The 18537-nt window shown below is 32.6% G+C and carries 18 protein-coding genes; 13 read left to right on the top strand and 5 right to left on the bottom strand.

Translation table 11 applies throughout. The features are described 5' to 3' along the window. Positions 1-42: 42 nt before the first annotated feature. The 4 genes from QVZ41_RS11440 to QVZ41_RS11425 form a co-directional block, all read right to left on the bottom strand. Positions 43-1287 carry a CinA family nicotinamide mononucleotide deamidase-related protein gene (locus tag QVZ41_RS11440; RefSeq protein WP_302884715.1) on the bottom strand — a complete coding sequence of 415 codons (1245 nt, stop codon included), beginning with the start codon at positions 1285-1287 and terminating at the stop codon, positions 43-45. Between the two features lie 91 nt (positions 1288-1378). Further along, complete coding sequence (locus tag QVZ41_RS11435; protein WP_302884714.1) at positions 1379-1990, bottom strand: fumarylacetoacetate hydrolase family protein; 612 nt, start codon at positions 1988-1990, stop codon at positions 1379-1381. A gap of 94 nt (positions 1991-2084) precedes the next feature. After that, positions 2085-2957 carry a formyltetrahydrofolate deformylase gene (purU, locus tag QVZ41_RS11430; RefSeq protein ID WP_302884713.1) on the bottom strand — a complete coding sequence of 291 codons (873 nt, stop codon included), beginning with the start codon at positions 2955-2957 and terminating at the stop codon, positions 2085-2087. Between the two features lie 77 nt (positions 2958-3034). After that, the gene (locus QVZ41_RS11425; protein ID WP_302884712.1) at positions 3035-3874 is read right to left on the bottom strand and encodes a 1,4-dihydroxy-2-naphthoyl-CoA synthase; all 840 of its coding nucleotides are present in this window, start codon (positions 3872-3874) and stop codon (positions 3035-3037) included. 267 nt (positions 3875-4141) lie between these two features. Here QVZ41_RS11425 and QVZ41_RS11420 point away from each other — a divergent pair, with 267 nt between their 5' ends. From QVZ41_RS11420 to QVZ41_RS11410, 3 genes are all read left to right on the top strand, one after another. Beyond that, a complete protein-coding gene (locus QVZ41_RS11420) occupies positions 4142-6031 on the top strand; it encodes a peptidase U32 family protein (RefSeq protein ID WP_302884711.1) in 1890 nt (629 codons plus the stop codon). 115 nt (positions 6032-6146) lie between these two features. Then, on the top strand, positions 6147-6956 hold the full coding sequence (locus QVZ41_RS11415) for a DUF1961 family protein (RefSeq protein ID WP_302884710.1): 810 nt from the start codon (positions 6147-6149) through the stop codon (positions 6954-6956). Beyond that, a complete protein-coding gene (locus QVZ41_RS11410; RefSeq protein WP_302884708.1) occupies positions 6953-7459 on the top strand; it encodes a cupin domain-containing protein in 507 nt (168 codons plus the stop codon). Before QVZ41_RS11415 ends, QVZ41_RS11410 begins: the two co-directional genes overlap by 4 nt. Before the next feature lie 55 nt (positions 7460-7514). Here QVZ41_RS11410 and fabD read toward each other — a convergent pair whose 3' ends face one another. Then, the gene (gene fabD, locus QVZ41_RS11405; protein WP_302884707.1) at positions 7515-8396 is read right to left on the bottom strand and encodes an ACP S-malonyltransferase; all 882 of its coding nucleotides are present in this window, start codon (positions 8394-8396) and stop codon (positions 7515-7517) included. Between the two features lie 108 nt (positions 8397-8504). On the opposite strand from fabD, the gene QVZ41_RS11400 reads away from it, so the two are divergent. From QVZ41_RS11400 to QVZ41_RS11355, 10 genes are all read left to right on the top strand, one after another. After that, positions 8505-9200, top strand: coding sequence for a queuosine precursor transporter (locus tag QVZ41_RS11400; RefSeq protein ID WP_302884706.1), 696 nt, complete (start codon positions 8505-8507; stop codon positions 9198-9200). 63 nt (positions 9201-9263) lie between these two features. Then, positions 9264-9974 (top strand): DUF547 domain-containing protein, encoded by a 711-nt coding sequence (locus QVZ41_RS11395; RefSeq protein WP_302884705.1) that lies wholly within the window; start codon positions 9264-9266, stop codon positions 9972-9974. Between the two features lie 5 nt (positions 9975-9979). Continuing rightward, positions 9980-10315, top strand: coding sequence for an arsenosugar biosynthesis-associated peroxidase-like protein (locus QVZ41_RS11390; RefSeq protein WP_073122529.1), 336 nt, complete (start codon positions 9980-9982; stop codon positions 10313-10315). Between the two features lie 88 nt (positions 10316-10403). Next, positions 10404-11456: an arsenosugar biosynthesis radical SAM (seleno)protein ArsS gene (gene arsS, locus QVZ41_RS11385; protein ID WP_302884702.1), complete on the top strand. Its 1053-nt coding sequence runs from the start codon at positions 10404-10406 to the stop codon at positions 11454-11456. Positions 11457-11517: 61 nt separating this feature from the next. Beyond that, positions 11518-12126, top strand: a complete 609-nt coding sequence (locus tag QVZ41_RS11380; RefSeq protein ID WP_302884701.1) for a TIGR04282 family arsenosugar biosynthesis glycosyltransferase — start codon at positions 11518-11520, stop codon at positions 12124-12126. Then, positions 12126-12941 (top strand): purine-nucleoside phosphorylase, encoded by an 816-nt coding sequence (locus QVZ41_RS11375; RefSeq protein WP_302884700.1) that lies wholly within the window; start codon positions 12126-12128, stop codon positions 12939-12941. Before QVZ41_RS11380 ends, QVZ41_RS11375 begins: the two co-directional genes overlap by 1 nt. A gap of 86 nt (positions 12942-13027) precedes the next feature. Next, positions 13028-13996 carry an arsenosugar biosynthesis arsenite methyltransferase ArsM gene (gene arsM, locus QVZ41_RS11370; protein WP_302884699.1) on the top strand — a complete coding sequence of 323 codons (969 nt, stop codon included), beginning with the start codon at positions 13028-13030 and terminating at the stop codon, positions 13994-13996. A 101-nt stretch (positions 13997-14097) separates the two neighbouring features. Further along, positions 14098-15378, top strand: coding sequence for an endo-1,4-beta-xylanase (locus tag QVZ41_RS11365; RefSeq protein WP_302884698.1), 1281 nt, complete (start codon positions 14098-14100; stop codon positions 15376-15378). A 122-nt stretch (positions 15379-15500) separates the two neighbouring features. Further along, complete coding sequence (locus QVZ41_RS11360) at positions 15501-16826, top strand: NAD(P)/FAD-dependent oxidoreductase (RefSeq protein ID WP_302884697.1); 1326 nt, start codon at positions 15501-15503, stop codon at positions 16824-16826. 83 nt (positions 16827-16909) lie between these two features. Further along, on the top strand, positions 16910-18526 hold the full coding sequence (locus tag QVZ41_RS11355) for a 4Fe-4S binding protein (RefSeq protein WP_302884696.1): 1617 nt from the start codon (positions 16910-16912) through the stop codon (positions 18524-18526). Positions 18527-18537: the final 11 nt, after the last annotated feature.

The following is an 18537-nucleotide window of genomic DNA, read 5'->3' as shown; positions in this document are numbered from 1 at the left end:
AGTGCAAATTTAACAACAATAATTGGTACTAACAAAATTAATTTACTGATTTTTTAATATTTCTTTACTCAACATCTCAAAAGCTTTATTTTTCGCCTGTTCTATAACCTTTTCTCTTGGTTGACCAAAGTTAAATCGTTCTACAATTACTTGATTTTGTGTAGCAATAGCAATGAAAACAATTCCAACTTCTTCATTGGTATTGTCTGTAGTAGGCCCAGCGTTTCCAGTAGTCGCAATGGCATAATCTGCCCCTGTTATTTTCTGAATTCCTAAAACCATTTCCTTTGCTACTTCTTTTGATACAACCGTATGAGTATCAATCGTATTTTTTGAAACTCCTAAAATATTTTGCTTTAACAAAGCATTGTAAGCCACCACTCCTCCTAAGAAAAACTTAGACACACCACTTTTTTCAGTTATATCACTTGCCATTTTACCTCCTGTACAACTTTCTGCCAAAGCTAATGTCTGGTGATGAGTGGTTAAATATTGCTGAATAAAATCTACATAACTTAAATCTCCTTCAATAATACTTTCCTCTTTAAAGATTATCATCAATTCTTTCCCTAATTGCTGAATGGCATTTTCTAACAACAATTTGTCTTGGTACGTTCCAGTTAATCTTAATCGCAAACGACCTGGACTTGGCAAATAAGCCAGCTTGATAAAATCTGGCAAGTTATTCTCAAAAACTTCTAATTTTTCAGCCGCATTGCTTTCACCAACACCATACAAAACATACGTTTGATAAGCCTGAGAAGGAAACCCTCCTATTTGTTTTAATCTTGGTAATACCTCAGCATCTATTAATCCTTTCATTTCAAAAGGAACACCCGGCAAACTAATGATTATTTTTCCTTGTTCCTCAAACCACATTCCTGCTGCTGTTCCTAATTTATTAGGTAAAATAGTCGCTTTTTTAGGCAACATGGCTTGACTTTTATTCAAGTCAGAAAAATGAATTCCTCTTTTTTTGAATCGTTCTTTAATATCTTCTAAAACTTCTGGATATAAAATCAATTCATCATTAAAATAATCTACCAAAGTATATTTAGTTACATCATCTTTTGTAGGCCCTAAACCACCTGTTACTATAATTAAGTCAGCAATAGACATGGCATGATCTAGTCCATTCACAATGGCTTCTTTAGTATCGGAAATAGAGACTGTTTCCACCAACTCCACTCCCAATACATGTAATTTGTTGGCTACCCATTGGCTGTTGGTATCTAGCACCTGACCAATTAAAATTTCATCTCCTATGGTAATTATACTTGCTTTCAAAATTTCGTTCTTAGTTGTTGGTTGGTAGTTTTTGGATAATTGCTATTGGCTGATTTTATTTAACTAAAAACCAAGCCCTAATAACTAAAAACTATTTTATTTTAATATCTATTACTTTTTCATCTTCTAAAAAGCCAGTGAGCACATCATCTTTAGCCACTGCACCTACTCCAACGGGAGTTCCTGTAAAAATTATATCGCCTTTTTTTAAAGTGAAGAATTTAGACACATAAGAAACCAATTCATCAATCTTAAAAATCATGTCTTTGGTGTTTCCTATTTGTACTTTTTCATCGTTTTTTGCTAATGAAAAGTTAATATCATTTAAATCTGCAAAATTTTCTTTTGGAAAAAAAGGGCTAATGACAGCACTTCCATCAAAACCTTTGGCTTTTTCCCAAGGATGCCCTGCTTTTTTTAATTGGGCTTGTAAATCTCTTGCCGTAAAATCTATTCCTAAACCAATTTCATCATAATATTTGTGAGCAAATCTTTCTCCAATAAACTTTCCAACTTTATTTATTTTTACCAACACCTCAACTTCATAATGTACCTCGTTAGAAAAAGGAGGAATGATAAATGGATTTTTTTTTGGCAAAACCGAAGAGTCTGGTTTTAAAAAGATCAAAGGTTCTTCTGGTCTTTTTGACCCTAATTCTTTTATATGGTCTTCGTAATTTTGACCAATGCAGATGATTTTCATGTTATTTAGTATTAAGTACTGAGTACTGAGTATTTAGTACCATAGCTACGCTAACTATGTACTTCGTACTTTTTTACTTTGTACTATTTAAATTTTACTCTCCTGTTTCTGGAAACACAATTGCTTTGTTATTGTCTACAATAATTTGATTGTTTAAATGACTTTTTACAGCTCTAGCCAACACCATTGTTTCAATATCTGCTCCAATAGCTTTTAACGTAGTTGGAGTACTTTCGTGCGTAACTCGTTCTACATCTTGTTCAATAATTGGCCCTTCATCTAAATCTTGAGTTGCGTAATGTGCGGTAGCACCAATTAACTTTACTCCCCTCTCATAAGCTCTCATATAAGGATTTGCTCCCTGAAAAGCAGGTAAAAAAGAGTGATGAATATTAATGATTTTATTAGGATAATGATTGATAAAATCATTTGATAAAATTTGCATGTAACGAGCCATGATAATTAAATCGATGTCATTAGAATCAAACAAATCTATTAACTGTTGCTCTTGTTCTTTTTTAGTATCCTTGGTTACTGGTAAATGATAAAAAGGAATTTCAAACATATCAGCAATCGGTTTTAATTTGGTATGATTGCTTACCACCATTTTTACATCACAATGTAATTTTTCTTCTTTGTTACGTTGCAACAAATCATATAAGTTGTGAGTAGTATGAGAAACCATAATGGCTACTTTTTGTTTTGTAATCCCATAGTCCACACTCCACACAATATCATACGCAGGAGCCAAACGAGCAAAACGCTCTTCTAGTTGTTCTTTAGTAATGGTTACAGAGTCGTCTGATTCTATGCGCAAACGCATAAAAAACATTCCGTCTATTGAATTGGTATATTGTTGTGCACTTACTAAGTTAAAACCTTCTTGATAAAAGAAGTGCGTTATTTTTGATACAATCCCTTTTTGATCGGGACACTTTATTAAAAAAGTTATGATTTGTGGTTTCATTAATTTTAGTTGGTGGTTGTTAGTTTATAGTTATTAGTGAGATTTCCATCAACGAACAACTACAAACCATAAACTATTTATACAATATATTTTTTATCAAAATTTGGTTTACGCTTTTCTAAAAAGGCATTTCTACCTTCTTTCGCTTCATCTGTCATATACGCCAAACGAGTTGCTTCACCTGCAAAAACTTGTTGCCCTACCATTCCGTCATCGGTTAAGTTCATAGCAAACTTTAACATTCTGATAGATAACGGTGATTTTCCTAAAACCTCCTGTGCCCACTCATAGGCAGTGTCTTCTAACTCAGCATGAGGAACTACTTTATTAACCATTCCCATTTCAAAAGCTTCTTGAGCAGAATAATTTCTTCCTAAAAAGAAAATTTCTCTAGCTTTTTTCTGTCCTACCATTTTAGCCAAATAAGCAGATCCGTATCCACCATCAAAACTAGTAACATCGGCATCTGTTTGTTTAAAAATAGCATGTTCTTCACTCGCCAAAGTCATATCACAAACCACGTGTAAACTATGTCCGCCACCAACTGCCCATCCTGGAACAACGGCAATCACTACTTTAGGCATAAAACGAATCAAACGTTGTACTTCTAAAATATTTAAACGATGTGCTCCATCTTCTCCAACATATCCTTGGTGTCCTCTTGCTTTTTGGTCTCCACCAGAACAGAAAGAATATACACCATCTTTTGTGGATGGACCTTCTGCCGATAATAGAACTACTCCAATATTTGGATCTTCTTGTGCATCGTAAAAAGCATCATATAATTCTGAAGTGGTTTTAGGTCTAAACGCATTTCTAACATTAGGTCTGTTAAAAGCAATTCTTGCTACTCCATCACATTTTTTATAAGTAATATCTTCGTATTCCTTGACTGTTTTCCAGTTGATTGTTGACATGCTCTATGTATTTCTTTTTGTTTTTAATAACAGTTGGTAAAGTTATCATTTTAATTTTATTTCAATCTCTGTTTTCATCAATCTAAAAAGCAAAGAGAAAATCATCTTAAACCTTTGATTATTAATTATTTTACCAACTAAAAATAGTAACTTTGCAGTCCCTAATTTTTAAAACAAATTACATTTCTAGTCTAATCCTTTGATAAAAAGCATTTTATCAACTAGTACAGAAGCACTAAGGAGTCTATTTAGGAATTTATAATACTTATGAGAAAAAAGGTTGAAATTTTAGCACCTGCCAAAAACCTAATTCAAGGAATGGCAGCCATCAATGCAGGAGCAGATGCTGTATATATTGGAGCTCCACAATTTGGAGCACGTACAAACGCAAACAACTCAGTAGCTGATATTGCCGAAATGGTAAGATATGCTCATTTATTTAAAGCACAAGTTTTTGTGGTGATCAACACCATTTTATATGATAATGAATTAGAAACCTGTGAAAAATTAATTCATGAATTATACCATGTTGGAGTGGATGCTTTGATTGTACAAGACATGGCTATTTTTGAAATGAACTTACCTCCTATTGTAATCCACGCAAGTACCCAAGCCAACAACAGAGATCCTAAACAGGTGGATTTTTTGCAAAAAGCAGGAATGAAACGTGTGGTGTTGGCTAGAGAATTAAACTTAGATCAGATAAAAGAAATTAACGAAGCTTGCGATGTTGAGTTAGAATTTTTTGTTTCTGGTGCTTTGTGTGTTTCTTTTAGCGGAAACTGTTATATGAGTGTTGCCGGTGGAGAACGTAGTGCCAACCGTGGTTCATGCGCACAAAACTGTAGATTGCCTTATAAATTGACTGATGGAAATAATGATACTTTAATAGAAAGCAGTCATTTATTATCTATCAAAGATTTAGATTTAAGTGATCAATTGCCTCAAATGATTGAAGCTGGAGTGATGTCGTTTAAAATTGAAGGAAGATTAAAAGATGTAGTTTACGTTAAAAATAACGTTTCATACCTAAGAAAAAAATTAGATGATTTTTTAAATGGTGAGGGTAAAGAAAATTATCAAAAAGCTTCGTCTGGTAGAACTTTTTACACTTTTGATGCAGAAATGGACAGAAGTTTTAACCGTGGTTACACCGATTATTTTGTAAACAAACGTATGGCTAAAATTGGATCTTGGGAAAGCCCAAAATCTAAAGGTCAAATCATAGGTAAAGTAATTGAAGTTAAAAACGGAAAATACTTGATTGAAAATGCTGAGAAACTAAACAATGGTGATGGACTTTATTTTATTAATGAAGAAAATGAAGCAGATGGAGTGCAAATCAATACGGTAGAAAACGGTTGGATTACTCCAAACAACTATAAAAACATTGCTATAGGAACTTTAATTTCTAGAAACTCTGATGCTAATTTTAACAAACAAGTTGAAAAAGACAACAGTGCTATCAGAAAAATTGGAGTACAACTAAAATTTGAAGAAACTCAATACGGATTTAGTTTAACCGCTACTGATGAAGATGGACATGTTAGTTCTGAAGGATTTAAAATCACCAAAGAATTAGCGAAGAAAGAAGGTTTCTTAAAAAGTAACTTAGAAAAAAACTTAGTTAAAACAGGAAACACGCCTTTTATTGTTGATGATATTACCATTAAAGTAAAAGACAATTGGTTTGTGCCAATTTCTAAAATCAACGAAATTAGAAGAACCGTTTTAGACAAACTAATAGACATCCGAATTGAGGAATATCATAGAGACGAGCAACCAATTGTAAAAACAGATCATCCTTATCCTGAAAAAACATTAGATTTTACTTATAATGTATCTAATAAATTAGCAAGACAGTTTTACAAAAGACATGGTGTTGAAGAAATTGAAAAAGCTTTTGAATTGCAATGGGAACCTGGAAAGGCCAGAGTAATGACTACCAAATATTGTGTAAAATACGAATTGGGTAAATGTGCAAGATTCCAACGTGCTACCATGGGAGAAAAGTTAAAAGAACCGTTGACCCTTTCTCACGGTGAAAACGAATACAAATTAAAGTTTAACTGCAAGCCTTGTGAAATGGAAATTTGGGAAAAAGATGCAGACCTTAAATATGATGAAGAGGAATTTGAATGGGCAAAATTTGACTAAGAAATCATCTTTTTAAAAATATAATCACTAAAAAATCAGCTTCATAGCTGATTTTTTTTTATTTCCATTTTAAGGAAAATAATTAAATTTAGCGCTAAACAAACATTCAACAGAAATGATTAAACAATACTTTTTATTGATTTCTTTTTTATTGATTACCCAATTCTGTTATTCACAAAACAATGAACAATTTCATCAACTAAACAACTCTAAGAATTGGAGTTTAAAATTTAAAGATGATGGAACCGAAAATTGGAAAACAAAATGGTTTTTAGATGGGTTACGTGCTCAGGTAAAAAACACTAAAGAAGGAATGGTTTTTAGTGCAGGAAAAATAGAAAGAAACGATTCTTGCCATGCTGTTTTATGGACCAAAAAATCTTTTAAAGGAACTATTAAAATAGAATACAATTACACCCGAAAAGACTCAACAACAAAGTGGGTAAACATTCTTTATATTCAGGCTACAGGAATTGGTAAAACTCCATACACAACCAACATCAGCAAATGGAATGATTTAAGAAAAGTTCCAGCCATGAGTACTTATTATAAAAACATGAAAACTTTACACATTAGCTATGCTGCTTATGGAAGTAAAAATACAGATGCAAAAAATGATTATATCAGAGTTAGACAGTATCCTGTTTTAGAAGGACAAAATTTTAATACCTCAACTGAAATTAATCCCGCATATTTTAATACTGATTTATTTATTCCTAACGAAACTTATAAAATAACAGTAATTAAAACCAATACACACTTGTATTTTAATGTAGCTGGAAAAAACAACTCTAAACTTTTTACATGGAAACTTCCTAAAAACAAAGTTGAAGAAGGCAGAATTGGTTTAAGACATATGTTTACAAGATCAGCACAATATTATAATTTTAAAGTATATACTCAAAAACAATCATCAATACTATGACAAAAAGAGCGCAATTATTGATTGATCAACTGGAACTGATTCAACATCCCGAAGGTGGGTATTTTAAAGAAACGCATCGAAGCGTAGGCAAAATACCTCAAAACTCTTTGCCCGATCTATTCAATGGTGATAGAAATTATTACACCAGTATTTACTTTCTTTTAACTTCTGATGATTTTTCTGCTTTCCATAAAATCAATCAAGAAGAAACATGGTATTTTCATGAAGGAGCTCCAATAAAAATTCATCAAATTTCACCTAGTGGTGAATATAGTTTTGTAATGCTTGGGAATAACGTTCTAAAAGGGCAACAATTCCAACATACTGTTCCCAGAGAATATTGGTTTGCTGCAACTGTTGAACAAAAAGACAGTTATAGCTTGGTAGGTTGTGCCGTTGCTCCCGGTTTTGACTTTGATGATTTTACACTCGCAAAAAGAAATGAATTGATTGCTTTATTTCCTGAACATGAAAAAATGATTACAGAGCTTACACTATCATAAAAAATCCCTTCTGAGTTTTTCAGAAGGGATTTTAAATTTTATGTGAATTCTATTTTTAGACCTCTGCACTACTTCTAGCAACAGTTCTATCTATTTTAGCAAATAAACCTTGTAATACTTTTCCTGGCCCAACTTCAATTACTTCTGTTGCTCCATCAGCAATCATGGCTTGTGCACATTGTGTCCATTTTACAGCCCCTGTTAACTGAGCGATTAAATTTTCTTTAATTTCAGCAGGATTTGTAACGGCTTTCGCTACTACATTTTGGTACACTGGGCAAGAAGGCTCATTAAACTGAGTTGCCTCTATAGCTGCTGCTAATTCTTCTTTTGCTGGTGCCATTAATGGTGAGTGAAATGCTCCTCCTACTGGTAATAACAATGCTCTTCGTGCTCCTTTTTCAGTAGCCAATTCACAAGCTGCTTTTACTGCTTCTAATTCTCCAGAAATCACTAATTGTCCTGGGCAGTTGTAATTTGCAGCTACTACATCTCCATCAATTGCAGCACAAACTTCTTCTACTACAGCATCTTCTAATCCTAAAACTGCCGCCATAGTTCCTGCTTGCATTTCACATGCTTTTTGCATGGCATCTGCACGTTTAGCGACTAATTTTAATCCGTCTTCAAAAGATAAAGTTCCGTTGGCAACTAAAGCTGATAATTCTCCTAAAGAATGTCCAGCGACCATATCTGCCTTAAAATCATCTCCTAAAACTTTTGCCAAAATTACAGAATGTAAAAATACAGCTGGTTGCGTTACGTTGGTTTGCATTAAATCATCAGCAGAACCTTCGAACATAATTTTAGTAATTTCAAATCCTAAAATCTCATTTGCTTGTTCAAATAATTCTTTAGCCAATGGAGAATTATCGTATAAATCTTTCCCCATTCCTGTAAACTGTGCTCCTTGTCCAGGAAATACATATGCTTTCATAAAAATTAGTTTTCTAAATTTTGTGGGGCAAAAATAGCAAAAAACCCCAAAAACAATGTTTTTTCACTTAAAGAGTTCTATTTTTAAGGAAGATAAGACAAATACTGTATGATTACAAAAAAAGAAAAACTAGCTACCAATATCTATTTAATTCTAGCCACTTTATTCGTTACCTCATTAGTGGTTTCTAATTTAATTTTTCAAAAGTTTTTTTATTGGGAGCCTTTTGGTTGGTATCGATTTGAAATCTCTGTGGGAATTTTACCATACCCTATCACTTTTTTAATTACCGATACCATTTCTGAAATATATGGGAAGAAAAAAGCCAATCAAGTAGTGATTGTCGGCATTTTTGCTTCAGTATTTTCTATGGCTATTATATTAATTGCCAACCACGCTCCTGCCATTGCAACTTCTCCTGTAAATGATGAAACTTTTACCAAAGTATTTGGTTTGTCTCCATTAGGGGTTTTGGCTTCTATGCTAGCTTATTTAGCTGCTCAGTTTGTAGATATTAGAATCTATCATTTTTGGAAAGATTATACCCAAGGAAAACATCTTTGGATTAGAAATAATTTCTCGACTTTTACCTCTCAATTTATTGATACTAGCTTGGTTGTAGGATTGCTTTGTGTATTTAAAGTATTTCCATGGACTTCTTTTCTTCCATTTGTGATTAGCGGTTTTTTATTCAAAGCATTGATTGCTCTTTTAGATACTCCAATACTTTATATCATTATTTATTTCATGAAAAAGAAATTCAACCTAGAAACAAATCAAGAAATTACAAAATTAGTTCTGTAATGATTTAGCAGAAACGCCCACTAAGGTTTCATTAAGATTATTTACCAACAAAAAGTATACTACATGAAACTACTGTTATTCGTTTTTACTTTATTAATGAGTATCCAAAATTTTGCTCAAGAACATGTTTGGAATCAATTACTTCAGAAAAATGTAGATAAAAATGGTTGGGTTAATTATGATGGATTTAAAAATGATAGCATCATTTTAAATCACTACTTAACATATTTAGACAAGACAAAACCCAATGATAGTTGGTCTAAAAACAAGCAAAAAGCCTTTTGGATAAATGCATATAATGCCTATACCATCAAATTGATTTTAGAACACTACCCTTTAAATTCAATTCTAGACATCAAACAAAACAACAAAAACGCTTGGGAAATTCCTTTTGCTAAGGTTGGCGGTAAAGCTTACACTTTAAATTTTATTGAACATGAAATTTTACGAAAAAAATTTAAGGATCCTAGAATTCATGTTGGGGTTAATTGTGCATCTATCTCCTGTCCTGCTCTACCTAACAAGGCTTTTACAGAAAAAAACATCGATGATTTACTGACGAAATCAATGACAAATTTTATAAACGATGAGCATCGAAATAAAATCACTGTCAATAAACTAGAATTGTCACAAATTTTTAATTGGTTTCAAGAGGATTTTACCCAACAAACCGATTTAATTACTTTTATCAACCAATACAGCAATCTTAAAATAAATAGTGGTGCAACAATTGTGTACAAGGAATACAATTGGAACCTAAACAAACAAAAATAATCAACATGCAAAAAACATATTACGATCCAAAAGATTTAAAAGATTTTGGAAAAATTAGCGAATGGGATCAAGAATTAGGCGAAAAGTTTTTTGAGTATTACGGAAAGGTATTTGAAGAAGGAGCTTTAACGGCTCGCGAAAAATCTTTAATTGCCCTAGCCGTATCTCACACCGTTCAATGTGCTTATTGCATTGATGCTTATACCAGTGATGGATTAAAACGTGGTTTGGAAAGAGAAGAAATGATGGAAGCCGTACATGTGGCTGCTGCTATAAAATCTGGAGCTACTTTGGTACACGGTGTACAAATGATGAAAAAATACGACAAGTTGTCTATGTAAAAAAGTATCAAGTAACCAGTAGCAAGTATCTAGAATAAACACTTTAAAACACCTGCTACCAGATACCTGATACCTGATACCCTTACAAATGAAATCACTCGCAAAGAGAAAAAATAGTTTGGCAAATCCTAAAAATCAAATCGCATTATTTAACAGCGGTGTGTTTGCAAATGGAGAATTGCCAATATTTAAGCAAAAAGTTTCCGAGAGCAATCAATATCCTTTAAAACCTAATAAACTTGAAATATTTCAAGTGAATTTGGGTTATATGTGTAACCAAGTTTGTGCCCATTGTCATGTAGATGCAGGTCCCGATAGAAAAGAGATCATGACTACTGAAACCATGCAACTATGTTTGAACAAGTTAAAAGAATCTGGTGCTACTACTTTAGATTTAACTGGTGGTGCTCCAGAAATGAATCCTAATTTTAGATGGTTTGTAGAAGAAGCTAGTAAAATTGGCGTAAAAGACTTTATTGTTCGTTCTAATTTAACCATTCTTAGAGCCAATAAAAAATATTACGATTTACCTGAGTTTTTTAAGAAACATAATATTCATGTGGTTTCTTCTCTACCTTTTTATAAAAAAGGAAAAACTGACAAACAACGTGGTGATGGTGTTTTTGATGCTTCTATTGAAGCTTTAAAAGAACTAAACAAAGTGGGGTACGGAATAACAGGAACTGGTTTAAAATTAGATTTGGTTTTTAATCCCTCTGGTGCTTTTTTACCTGGAAATCAATCGGAACTAGAACAAGAATTTAAAAAAGCCCTTAAAGAAGATTTTAACATCTCTTTTAATCATCTATTTGCCATCACCAACTTGCCTATCAGTAGATTTTTAGAATTCTTAGTCGCTTCAGAAAACTACGAAGATTATATGGATGAATTGGTAGATGCCTACAACCCTGAAGCAGTAAAAAACGTGATGTGTAAAAACACTATTTCTATAGATTGGAATGGTAATTTATACGATTGTGATTTTAATCAACAACTAAATTTAAAAGTAGCCACACAAGGAACACATTTATCTGAATTTGATTTGGACGCTTTACAAAAACGAGATATTGTTGTGTCTCAACACTGCTACGGTTGTACGGCTGGTGCAGGTAGTAGTTGTCAGGGAACAATTAGCGATTAGTAAAAAAACAGATTTTCAGTTCAACAAATGAACAATTCAACGAATAAACATATCATATAAAATGAGCAAACAACTCTTAATTATATTCACACGAAAACCCGAATTAGGAAAAGTAAAAACAAGATTGGCAAAAGATACTTCTGATGAAATTGCCCTAGCCGTTTACAAAGATTTATTAATTCACACACATCAAATTACTAAAAATTTAGAGGTTGATAAATGGGTGTTTTACACGGATGATATAGAATTTGAGGATCTTTGGGATGAAGGAGATTACATGAAAATGATTCAAGCTGAAGGGGATTTAGGAGCCAAAATGCAAGATGCTTTTTTTAAAGGGTTCGGTGCAGGATACTTTGAAATTGTGATGATTGGTAGTGATGTAGATACCTTAACGCAAGAAATGATAGAAGATGCTTTTGATCAAGTAAAACAGCAACCCGTAATTGGTCCTTCTGAAGATGGTGGCTATTATTTATTAGGATTAGAAGAACCTAGAACTGATGTTTTTCAAAACAAAGAATGGGGAACAGACACCGTATTAAGAGATACTTTATTGGATTTTGCCGAAGAAGAAATTGCCCTACTGGATGAACTTAATGATATTGATTTGTTAGAAGATATTGAAGAAGATTCTTTTTTATTTCATCATGTAAAAGATTATAAATAATGACTTTACAAAACATACAAGAAAGTGTTGATTTTCTAACATCAAAAGGAATAAAAACTCCACGAGTTGCCATCGTTTTAGGAACTGGATTGGGACAATTAACCGATGAAATTAATATTACTCATGAAATTGATTATACCAATATACCGCATTTTGTAGCCGCTACTTTAGAATCTCATGCAGGTAAATTGATTTTTGGAACTCTGGCAGGCAAAGAAGTTGTGGTAATGAACGGTCGTTTTCATTTGTACGAAGGATACAATTTTAACGAAGTAACCTACGGAATAAGAGTGATGAAGGCTTTAGGAGCACAACATTTATTGATTTCCAATGCTGCGGGTGCCATCAATTTAAACTTTAACAAAGGAGAATTGATGTTAATTGAAGATCATATCAATCTACAAGGAGGTTCTCCGCTAGCTTTTAAAAACGCCAAAGTATTTGGGAATATTTTTGTGGACATGTCTGCTCCCTATAACAAAAATATGAATCAACAATTAGAAAATATTGCTCTAGAAAATAGCATCAATCTGCACAAAGGAGTGTACGCATCTGTGGTTGGTCCTCAGTTAGAAACTAGGGCGGAATATAAATATTTAAAAATTATTGGTGCCGATGCCGTAGGAATGAGTACCGTACCAGAAGTGATAGTTGCCAATCAAATTGGATTGCCTTGTGCTGCAATTTCTGTATTAACAGATGAATGTGATCCTATGAATTTAAATCCCATCAACATTCCAGAAATTTTTGAAATGGCTGCCAAAGCAGAACCAAAATTAATTACTTTATTCACCAAATTAATTGAGCAGTTATAATTAAAGCTATTTGTAATACAGTATTCAGTAGACAGCTTTAAACAATAATAAAAACTGTAAACTGAGAACTGAAAAACCCAAAACTTATGAGTTACTTAGAAACCACCAAAAACGTATATAAAGAAGCAGCATTAACCCCTGATGTTGGTTTATGTTGCACCACCAATCCTATTTGGGAATTACCGGGTTTAACCATTCCAAAAATAATGCAAGAAATGAATTACGGTTGTGGTTCAACAGTGCATGCTCGTGATTTATCTCGCAGTCCAAAAATATTATATGTTGGTGTTGGTGGCGGAATGGAATTATTACAATTCGCCTATTTTTCTCGTCAAAAAAATGGTGTGATTGGTATTGATGTGGTGGATGAAATGTTAGAAGCATCAGCCAATAATTTTATAGAAGCCGAAGAAAAAAATAAATGGTTCAATAAAGAATTTGTCGATTTAAGAAAAGGAGATGCTTTAAATTTACCTGTTGATGACAACTCTATTGATGTGGCAGCACAGAACTGCTTATTCAATATTTTTAAAGCCGACGATTTAAAAAAAGCCATTGCAGAAATGTACCGAGTCTTAAAACCGCATGGTCGTTTGGTGATGAGTGATCCTACTTGTGAACAACCTATGAACGACACTTTACGTAACGATGAACGTTTGCGTGCTTTGTGCTTAAGTGGTAGTTTACCTATAGCTGAATATGTTAAAATGTTAACCGATGCAGGTTTTGGAACTATTGAAATTAGAGCTAGAAAACCTTACCGAATTTTAGATCCTAAAAATTACCCTACAGAAGAACTAATCTACATTGAGTCTATTGAGGTAGCAGCCATTAAAGATCCTATGCCAGAAGACGGCCCTTGTATATTTACAGGAAAAGCAGCTATTTATTATGGTGATCAAGCGTTTTTTGACGATGGTAAAGGACATACTTTGTTAAAAAATCAACCTTTAGCCATTTGCGATAAAACGGCTCAAGCTTTAAAAGATTTGGGCAGAGATGATATTTACTTTTCAGAATCTACCTATCATTACGATGGTGGTGGGTGTTGTTAATCAGGTACAAAAATCAACTAATAAACTCCACTAACTAATCCTGCATGTATTTTCTAAATTATATTTCTTGATATTTGTATAAGAACCCATATACCCTTAAAATGAAAATCATCAATACTTTAATGCTATTCTTTTTTTTATTGATTACAAACTCAATAACAGCTCAAGGTCCTCAATGGAAAGAAGAAGCAATAAAAAGAATAGATTTATATAGAAAAAATAACATTACCATTCATGTACTTAATGAGCAAGGCCTTCCTTTAAAAAATGCCTTAATAGATATAAAATTGGTAAGACATAAATTTCAATTTGGAGCAGTTGTAGAAGATGATTTTATGGCCTCTAAATATACCGATATCTACAAAAGAAACTTTGCTAATTTATTTAATGCAGCTGGTTTTGAAAACGGATTGAAACAAAAACAAAGAGGTAATCCAAAAGAAAAAGCATCAGAAATAGCAGCTGAATGGTTTACGGCACATAACATCACTATGAGAGGACATACCCTTGTATATGATGGTTTAAAATTTTTACGATCAGAAGAAAAAGAAATTATCACTAACAAAGATTTGAGTGATACCGAAAAAGCCGCAAAAGTAATTCCATTAATGGAACAACACATAGAACACGGTATTAAAAAATGGAATGTTACTGCTTGGGATGTTTTAAATGAACCTATAGAAAATCATGCAGCGAATGATTTAACACCTAACAACCTAGTAACCTATTGGTTTAAAAGAGCTGATTATTATAGAAAATTATACAACAGACCTGGGGTTAAACTTTATATCAACGAAAACAGAATTATATCAGGTACCACAAAAGATACTTACGCTAGACCTAAAAAATATAAAGATATTATTCGTGAAGTTATCAACGAAGGAGGACCTATTGAAGGTATTGGATTTCAGTCAAGAATTAAAAATGGTTTTGTTTCTCCAGAAGAAATGTACAAACGCCTTCAATATTTTGATGAATTTAATCTATCCTATCAAGCTACAGAATTTGAAGTAAGAGATCAACCAAAATTTCGATATACTGACATACAAAAACAACAAATTGTAGAACAATTTATGTTGATTTATTTAAGTCACCCTAAGGTAGAGGGAATTTGGCATTGGACTTTTAACAACAATAAAAAAGGAAATAAACCTTGGGCTTTGTTTAATTATGATGGGACACCTACTGCTTGTGGTAAACAGTGGATAAAGACTTTTAGCAAAGAATTTAACACTCAAGAATTGCTAAATACAAACAACATAGGGACTGCAAAAGTTAGAGGTTTTAAGGGAGATTATATTATTAGGGTTTCCTACAAAGGAAAAAATAAATACGTAAAACTTTATTTAGATAAGGATCAAGAAATCTCTGTAAAAATGTAATACTTCATAACTAAAACATCTATCAACAATTCCTAATTTGAAATTGTTCTAAATGTGTTTCAAAAATTAAGTCTATAAAATTCTTTACGACCTAAAGATTGTATCTTAACAAAAAAACCTACATGAAGCACGTAGTTATTATAGGAAATGGAATTGCAGGTGTTACTGCTGCAAGACACATCAGAAAAAAGTCTGATTATCACATTACTATCATCTCATCAGAGACCAAGTATTTCTTTTCTAGAACTGCTTTGATGTATGTTTTTATGGGACATATGAAATTTGAGCACACCCAACCTTACGAAAATTGGTTTTGGAAGAAAAACAGAATTGAATTAGTTCAAGCATATGTTCAAAAGATTGACACAACATTAAAAAAATTAGTGCTAAACAATAATACCACAATTACTTTTGATGATTTAATTATTGCCACAGGTTCTACCCCCAATAAATTTGGATGGCCTGGACAAAATTTAAAAGGAGTGATGGGGATGTATTCTAAACAAGATTTAGATGAAATTAACCGCTACGCTAAAGATTGTAAAAGAGCAGTAATTGTTGGGGGTGGATTGATTGGTTTTGAAATGGCTGAAATGTTTGCTTCTAAAAATATTCCTGTAACCTTCTTAGTAAGAGAAACTAGCTTTTGGAACAAAGTGTTACCTGCTCAAGAGTCTGAAATGATTAATAAGCACATCAAAGAACATCACATAGACTTACGCTTAAACACCAATTTAATAGAAATTTTATCAGACGAACACGGAAGAGCAAAAGCCATTGTTACCGATAAAGGAGAAACTATTTCTTGTAATTTAGTAGGATTAACAGCCGGAGTAAGTCCTAATATTTCTTTCTTAAAAAATTCAGACATTAAAACAGATAAAGGTGTTTTAGTTAATAGAAACTTAGAAACCAACATTCCTAATATTTATGCTATTGGAGATTGTGCAGAGCAACAATCTGTTATTGGAGAACGCAGACCTATTGAAGCTGTTTGGTATACAGGTAGAATAATGGGAGAAACCGTTGCTAGAACTATTTGTGGTATTCCCACAAAATACAGTCCGGGACATTGGTTTAACTCTGCTAAGTTTTTTGATATTGAATATCAAACCTACGGATGGATTACTGCATTACCTAAAGAAAATGAAGCTCGTTTTTATTGGGAACATAAAGATGGTAAAAAGTGTTTGCATTTTAATTTTGATAAAATTTCAAGAAAATTTATTGGAATCAATACTTTGGGTATAAGGTTAAGACATCAACTATTTGACAGATGGTTAACCGAAGAAAAAAGCATTGAATATGTGTTAGAACATTTAAAAGACGCCAATTTTGATCCTGAGTTTTACAAACAATATGAGGAGGAAATCATTACAAAATTCAACTCAGAAAATGGAACTACTTTAACTGCAAAAAAGAAAAGTTGGAAACGAATTTTCGCCTAGTTATTTGTTTGTGGTTTTTAGTTACTATAGCATTTATTGCAATACAAAAAACCAACAACTGACAACCATCAACTAAAACATAAATGAAAGCAATTAAAAACATAGGATATTTTTTAACTTTTTTAGGTTTTGCCTTTTTTATAGGAAGTGTTTTTACAGGAACTCATAAAGTAACTACAGCTACTTATGAAAACTGGATACAAAGTAAAAATATTAAAAGTGAATATTTTATAAACCATACTCAAAAAGCAATTGTTGATCAACAAATGAGTACTTGGGAATTATCACAGATTATTCTTGATCAAGCAAAAGCATCAAATCAATATCAAAAAAGTCAGCCAAAAACAGATTGGAGTAAAATCATTCACCTTAAATGGAGTAAAACCTCTAAAGATTTTATTTATCCTTTGGCCAGAGCTTCTGTAATTGGTTGGTACAAACAACACCCTACGCTTTGGTTTCTTATCACTTTTGGATTTGCCATCCTTGGTGGTCTCATGATTTTTATCCCCAATTATAAATTATTAGGTCCGGCAGGAATTAAAAACAACGGAATTTTTCAACACAGTGCTACCAACAAAGGAATCATTGGTTTTATCACCGCTTTCTTTTTTATGGCCTTTTATGTGTTGCTTTACTTTTTTCCTAATTATATCATCAATCCTATTTTATCGGTAAATGGAATTAATCAGTTTTTAAGTGGAAACGATGCTGGTCAATGGTTTTTATATGGAGTAATGTATTGCTCGGTAATGACTGTTTTTGCTGTTAGAATGTTTATTAAATATCGCCACAATAGTTATCAATTATTAAGAACTACAGTAGTTTTATTTTTTCAAATTGCCTTTGGATTTTTAATTCCTGAAATATTAGTTGCCTTTAACAAGCCTTGGTTTGATTTTAAAAATGCTTGGCCTTTAAACTATACTTTCTTTTTTGATTATAACATCAATAATCTTTTAAATAGTGGGCATTTAGGAATTTTTATGCTCGTTTGGGGAATTGCTTTAACTGTGATTATTGTACCAATTATGGTTTATTTTTATGGTAAAAGATGGTATTGTTCGTGGGTTTGTGGATGTGGTGGTTTGGCAGAAACTCTAGGAGATCCTTACAGACAATTGTCTGACAAATCTTTATTTTCTTGGAAAGTAGAACGTTGGTTGATACATGGAGTACTGGTCTTTGCTACTTTAATGACCGCCTTGACCTTATATGTATATTTCGCTCATATAGAAAGTTGGAAAGTAATTGCCTTTGGTATTTCTGCTTATGATGTACAAACTTGGTATGGATTTTTTATAGGTTCTATTTTTTCTGGAGTTATTGGAACAGGGTTTTATCCTATTATGGGAAACAGAGTTTGGTGTAGGTTTGGTTGTCCTTTAGCAGCTTACATGGGATTTGTGCAACGTTTTAAATCTAAATTCAGAATTACAACCAACGGAGGACAATGTATTTCTTGTGGAAATTGTTCAACTTATTGCGAACAAGGAATTGATGTTAGGGCTTACGCTCAAAAGGGACAGAACATTGTTCGTTCCTCTTGTGTGGGTTGTGGTATATGTTCAGCCGTATGTCCTCGCGGAGTTTTAAAATTAGAAAATGGTTCTGATACAGGTATTAGTAGAACTCAAGTAAATGATATACTTTTGGGGAATGATATGGACTTACTTAGCATGACAAAAAAGAATTCCTAATCATATAAAAT

The organism is Wenyingzhuangia gilva (assembly GCF_030519655.1).
In the GTDB taxonomy this organism is placed as follows: Bacteria; Bacteroidota; Bacteroidia; order Flavobacteriales; family Flavobacteriaceae; genus Wenyingzhuangia; species Wenyingzhuangia gilva.
Note: the sequence above shows the minus strand (reverse complement) of the source record. Positions and strands in the feature narration are given on the sequence as shown.

Coding starts and splice junctions, on each gene's coding strand:
- QVZ41_RS11435 (WP_302884714.1), bottom strand. CDS start 1,990: ATGAAAATCATCTGCATTGGTCAAAATTACGAAGACCATATAAAAGAA.
- purU (WP_302884713.1), bottom strand. CDS start 2,957: ATGAAACCACAAATCATAACTTTTTTAATAAAGTGTCCCGATCAAAAA.
- QVZ41_RS11425 (WP_302884712.1), bottom strand. CDS start 3,874: ATGTCAACAATCAACTGGAAAACAGTCAAGGAATACGAAGATATTACT.
- QVZ41_RS11420 (WP_302884711.1), top strand. CDS start 4,142: ATGAGAAAAAAGGTTGAAATTTTAGCACCTGCCAAAAACCTAATTCAA.
- QVZ41_RS11415 (WP_302884710.1), top strand. CDS start 6,147: ATGATTAAACAATACTTTTTATTGATTTCTTTTTTATTGATTACCCAA.
- QVZ41_RS11410 (WP_302884708.1), top strand. CDS start 6,953: ATGACAAAAAGAGCGCAATTATTGATTGATCAACTGGAACTGATTCAA.
- fabD (WP_302884707.1), bottom strand. CDS start 8,396: ATGAAAGCATATGTATTTCCTGGACAAGGAGCACAGTTTACAGGAATG.
- QVZ41_RS11400 (WP_302884706.1), top strand. CDS start 8,505: ATGATTACAAAAAAAGAAAAACTAGCTACCAATATCTATTTAATTCTA.
- QVZ41_RS11395 (WP_302884705.1), top strand. CDS start 9,264: ATGAAACTACTGTTATTCGTTTTTACTTTATTAATGAGTATCCAAAAT.
- QVZ41_RS11390 (WP_073122529.1), top strand. CDS start 9,980: ATGCAAAAAACATATTACGATCCAAAAGATTTAAAAGATTTTGGAAAA.
- arsS (WP_302884702.1), top strand. CDS start 10,404: ATGAAATCACTCGCAAAGAGAAAAAATAGTTTGGCAAATCCTAAAAAT.
- QVZ41_RS11380 (WP_302884701.1), top strand. CDS start 11,518: ATGAGCAAACAACTCTTAATTATATTCACACGAAAACCCGAATTAGGA.
- QVZ41_RS11375 (WP_302884700.1), top strand. CDS start 12,126: ATGACTTTACAAAACATACAAGAAAGTGTTGATTTTCTAACATCAAAA.
- arsM (WP_302884699.1), top strand. CDS start 13,028: ATGAGTTACTTAGAAACCACCAAAAACGTATATAAAGAAGCAGCATTA.
- QVZ41_RS11365 (WP_302884698.1), top strand. CDS start 14,098: ATGAAAATCATCAATACTTTAATGCTATTCTTTTTTTTATTGATTACA.
- QVZ41_RS11360 (WP_302884697.1), top strand. CDS start 15,501: ATGAAGCACGTAGTTATTATAGGAAATGGAATTGCAGGTGTTACTGCT.
- QVZ41_RS11355 (WP_302884696.1), top strand. CDS start 16,910: ATGAAAGCAATTAAAAACATAGGATATTTTTTAACTTTTTTAGGTTTT.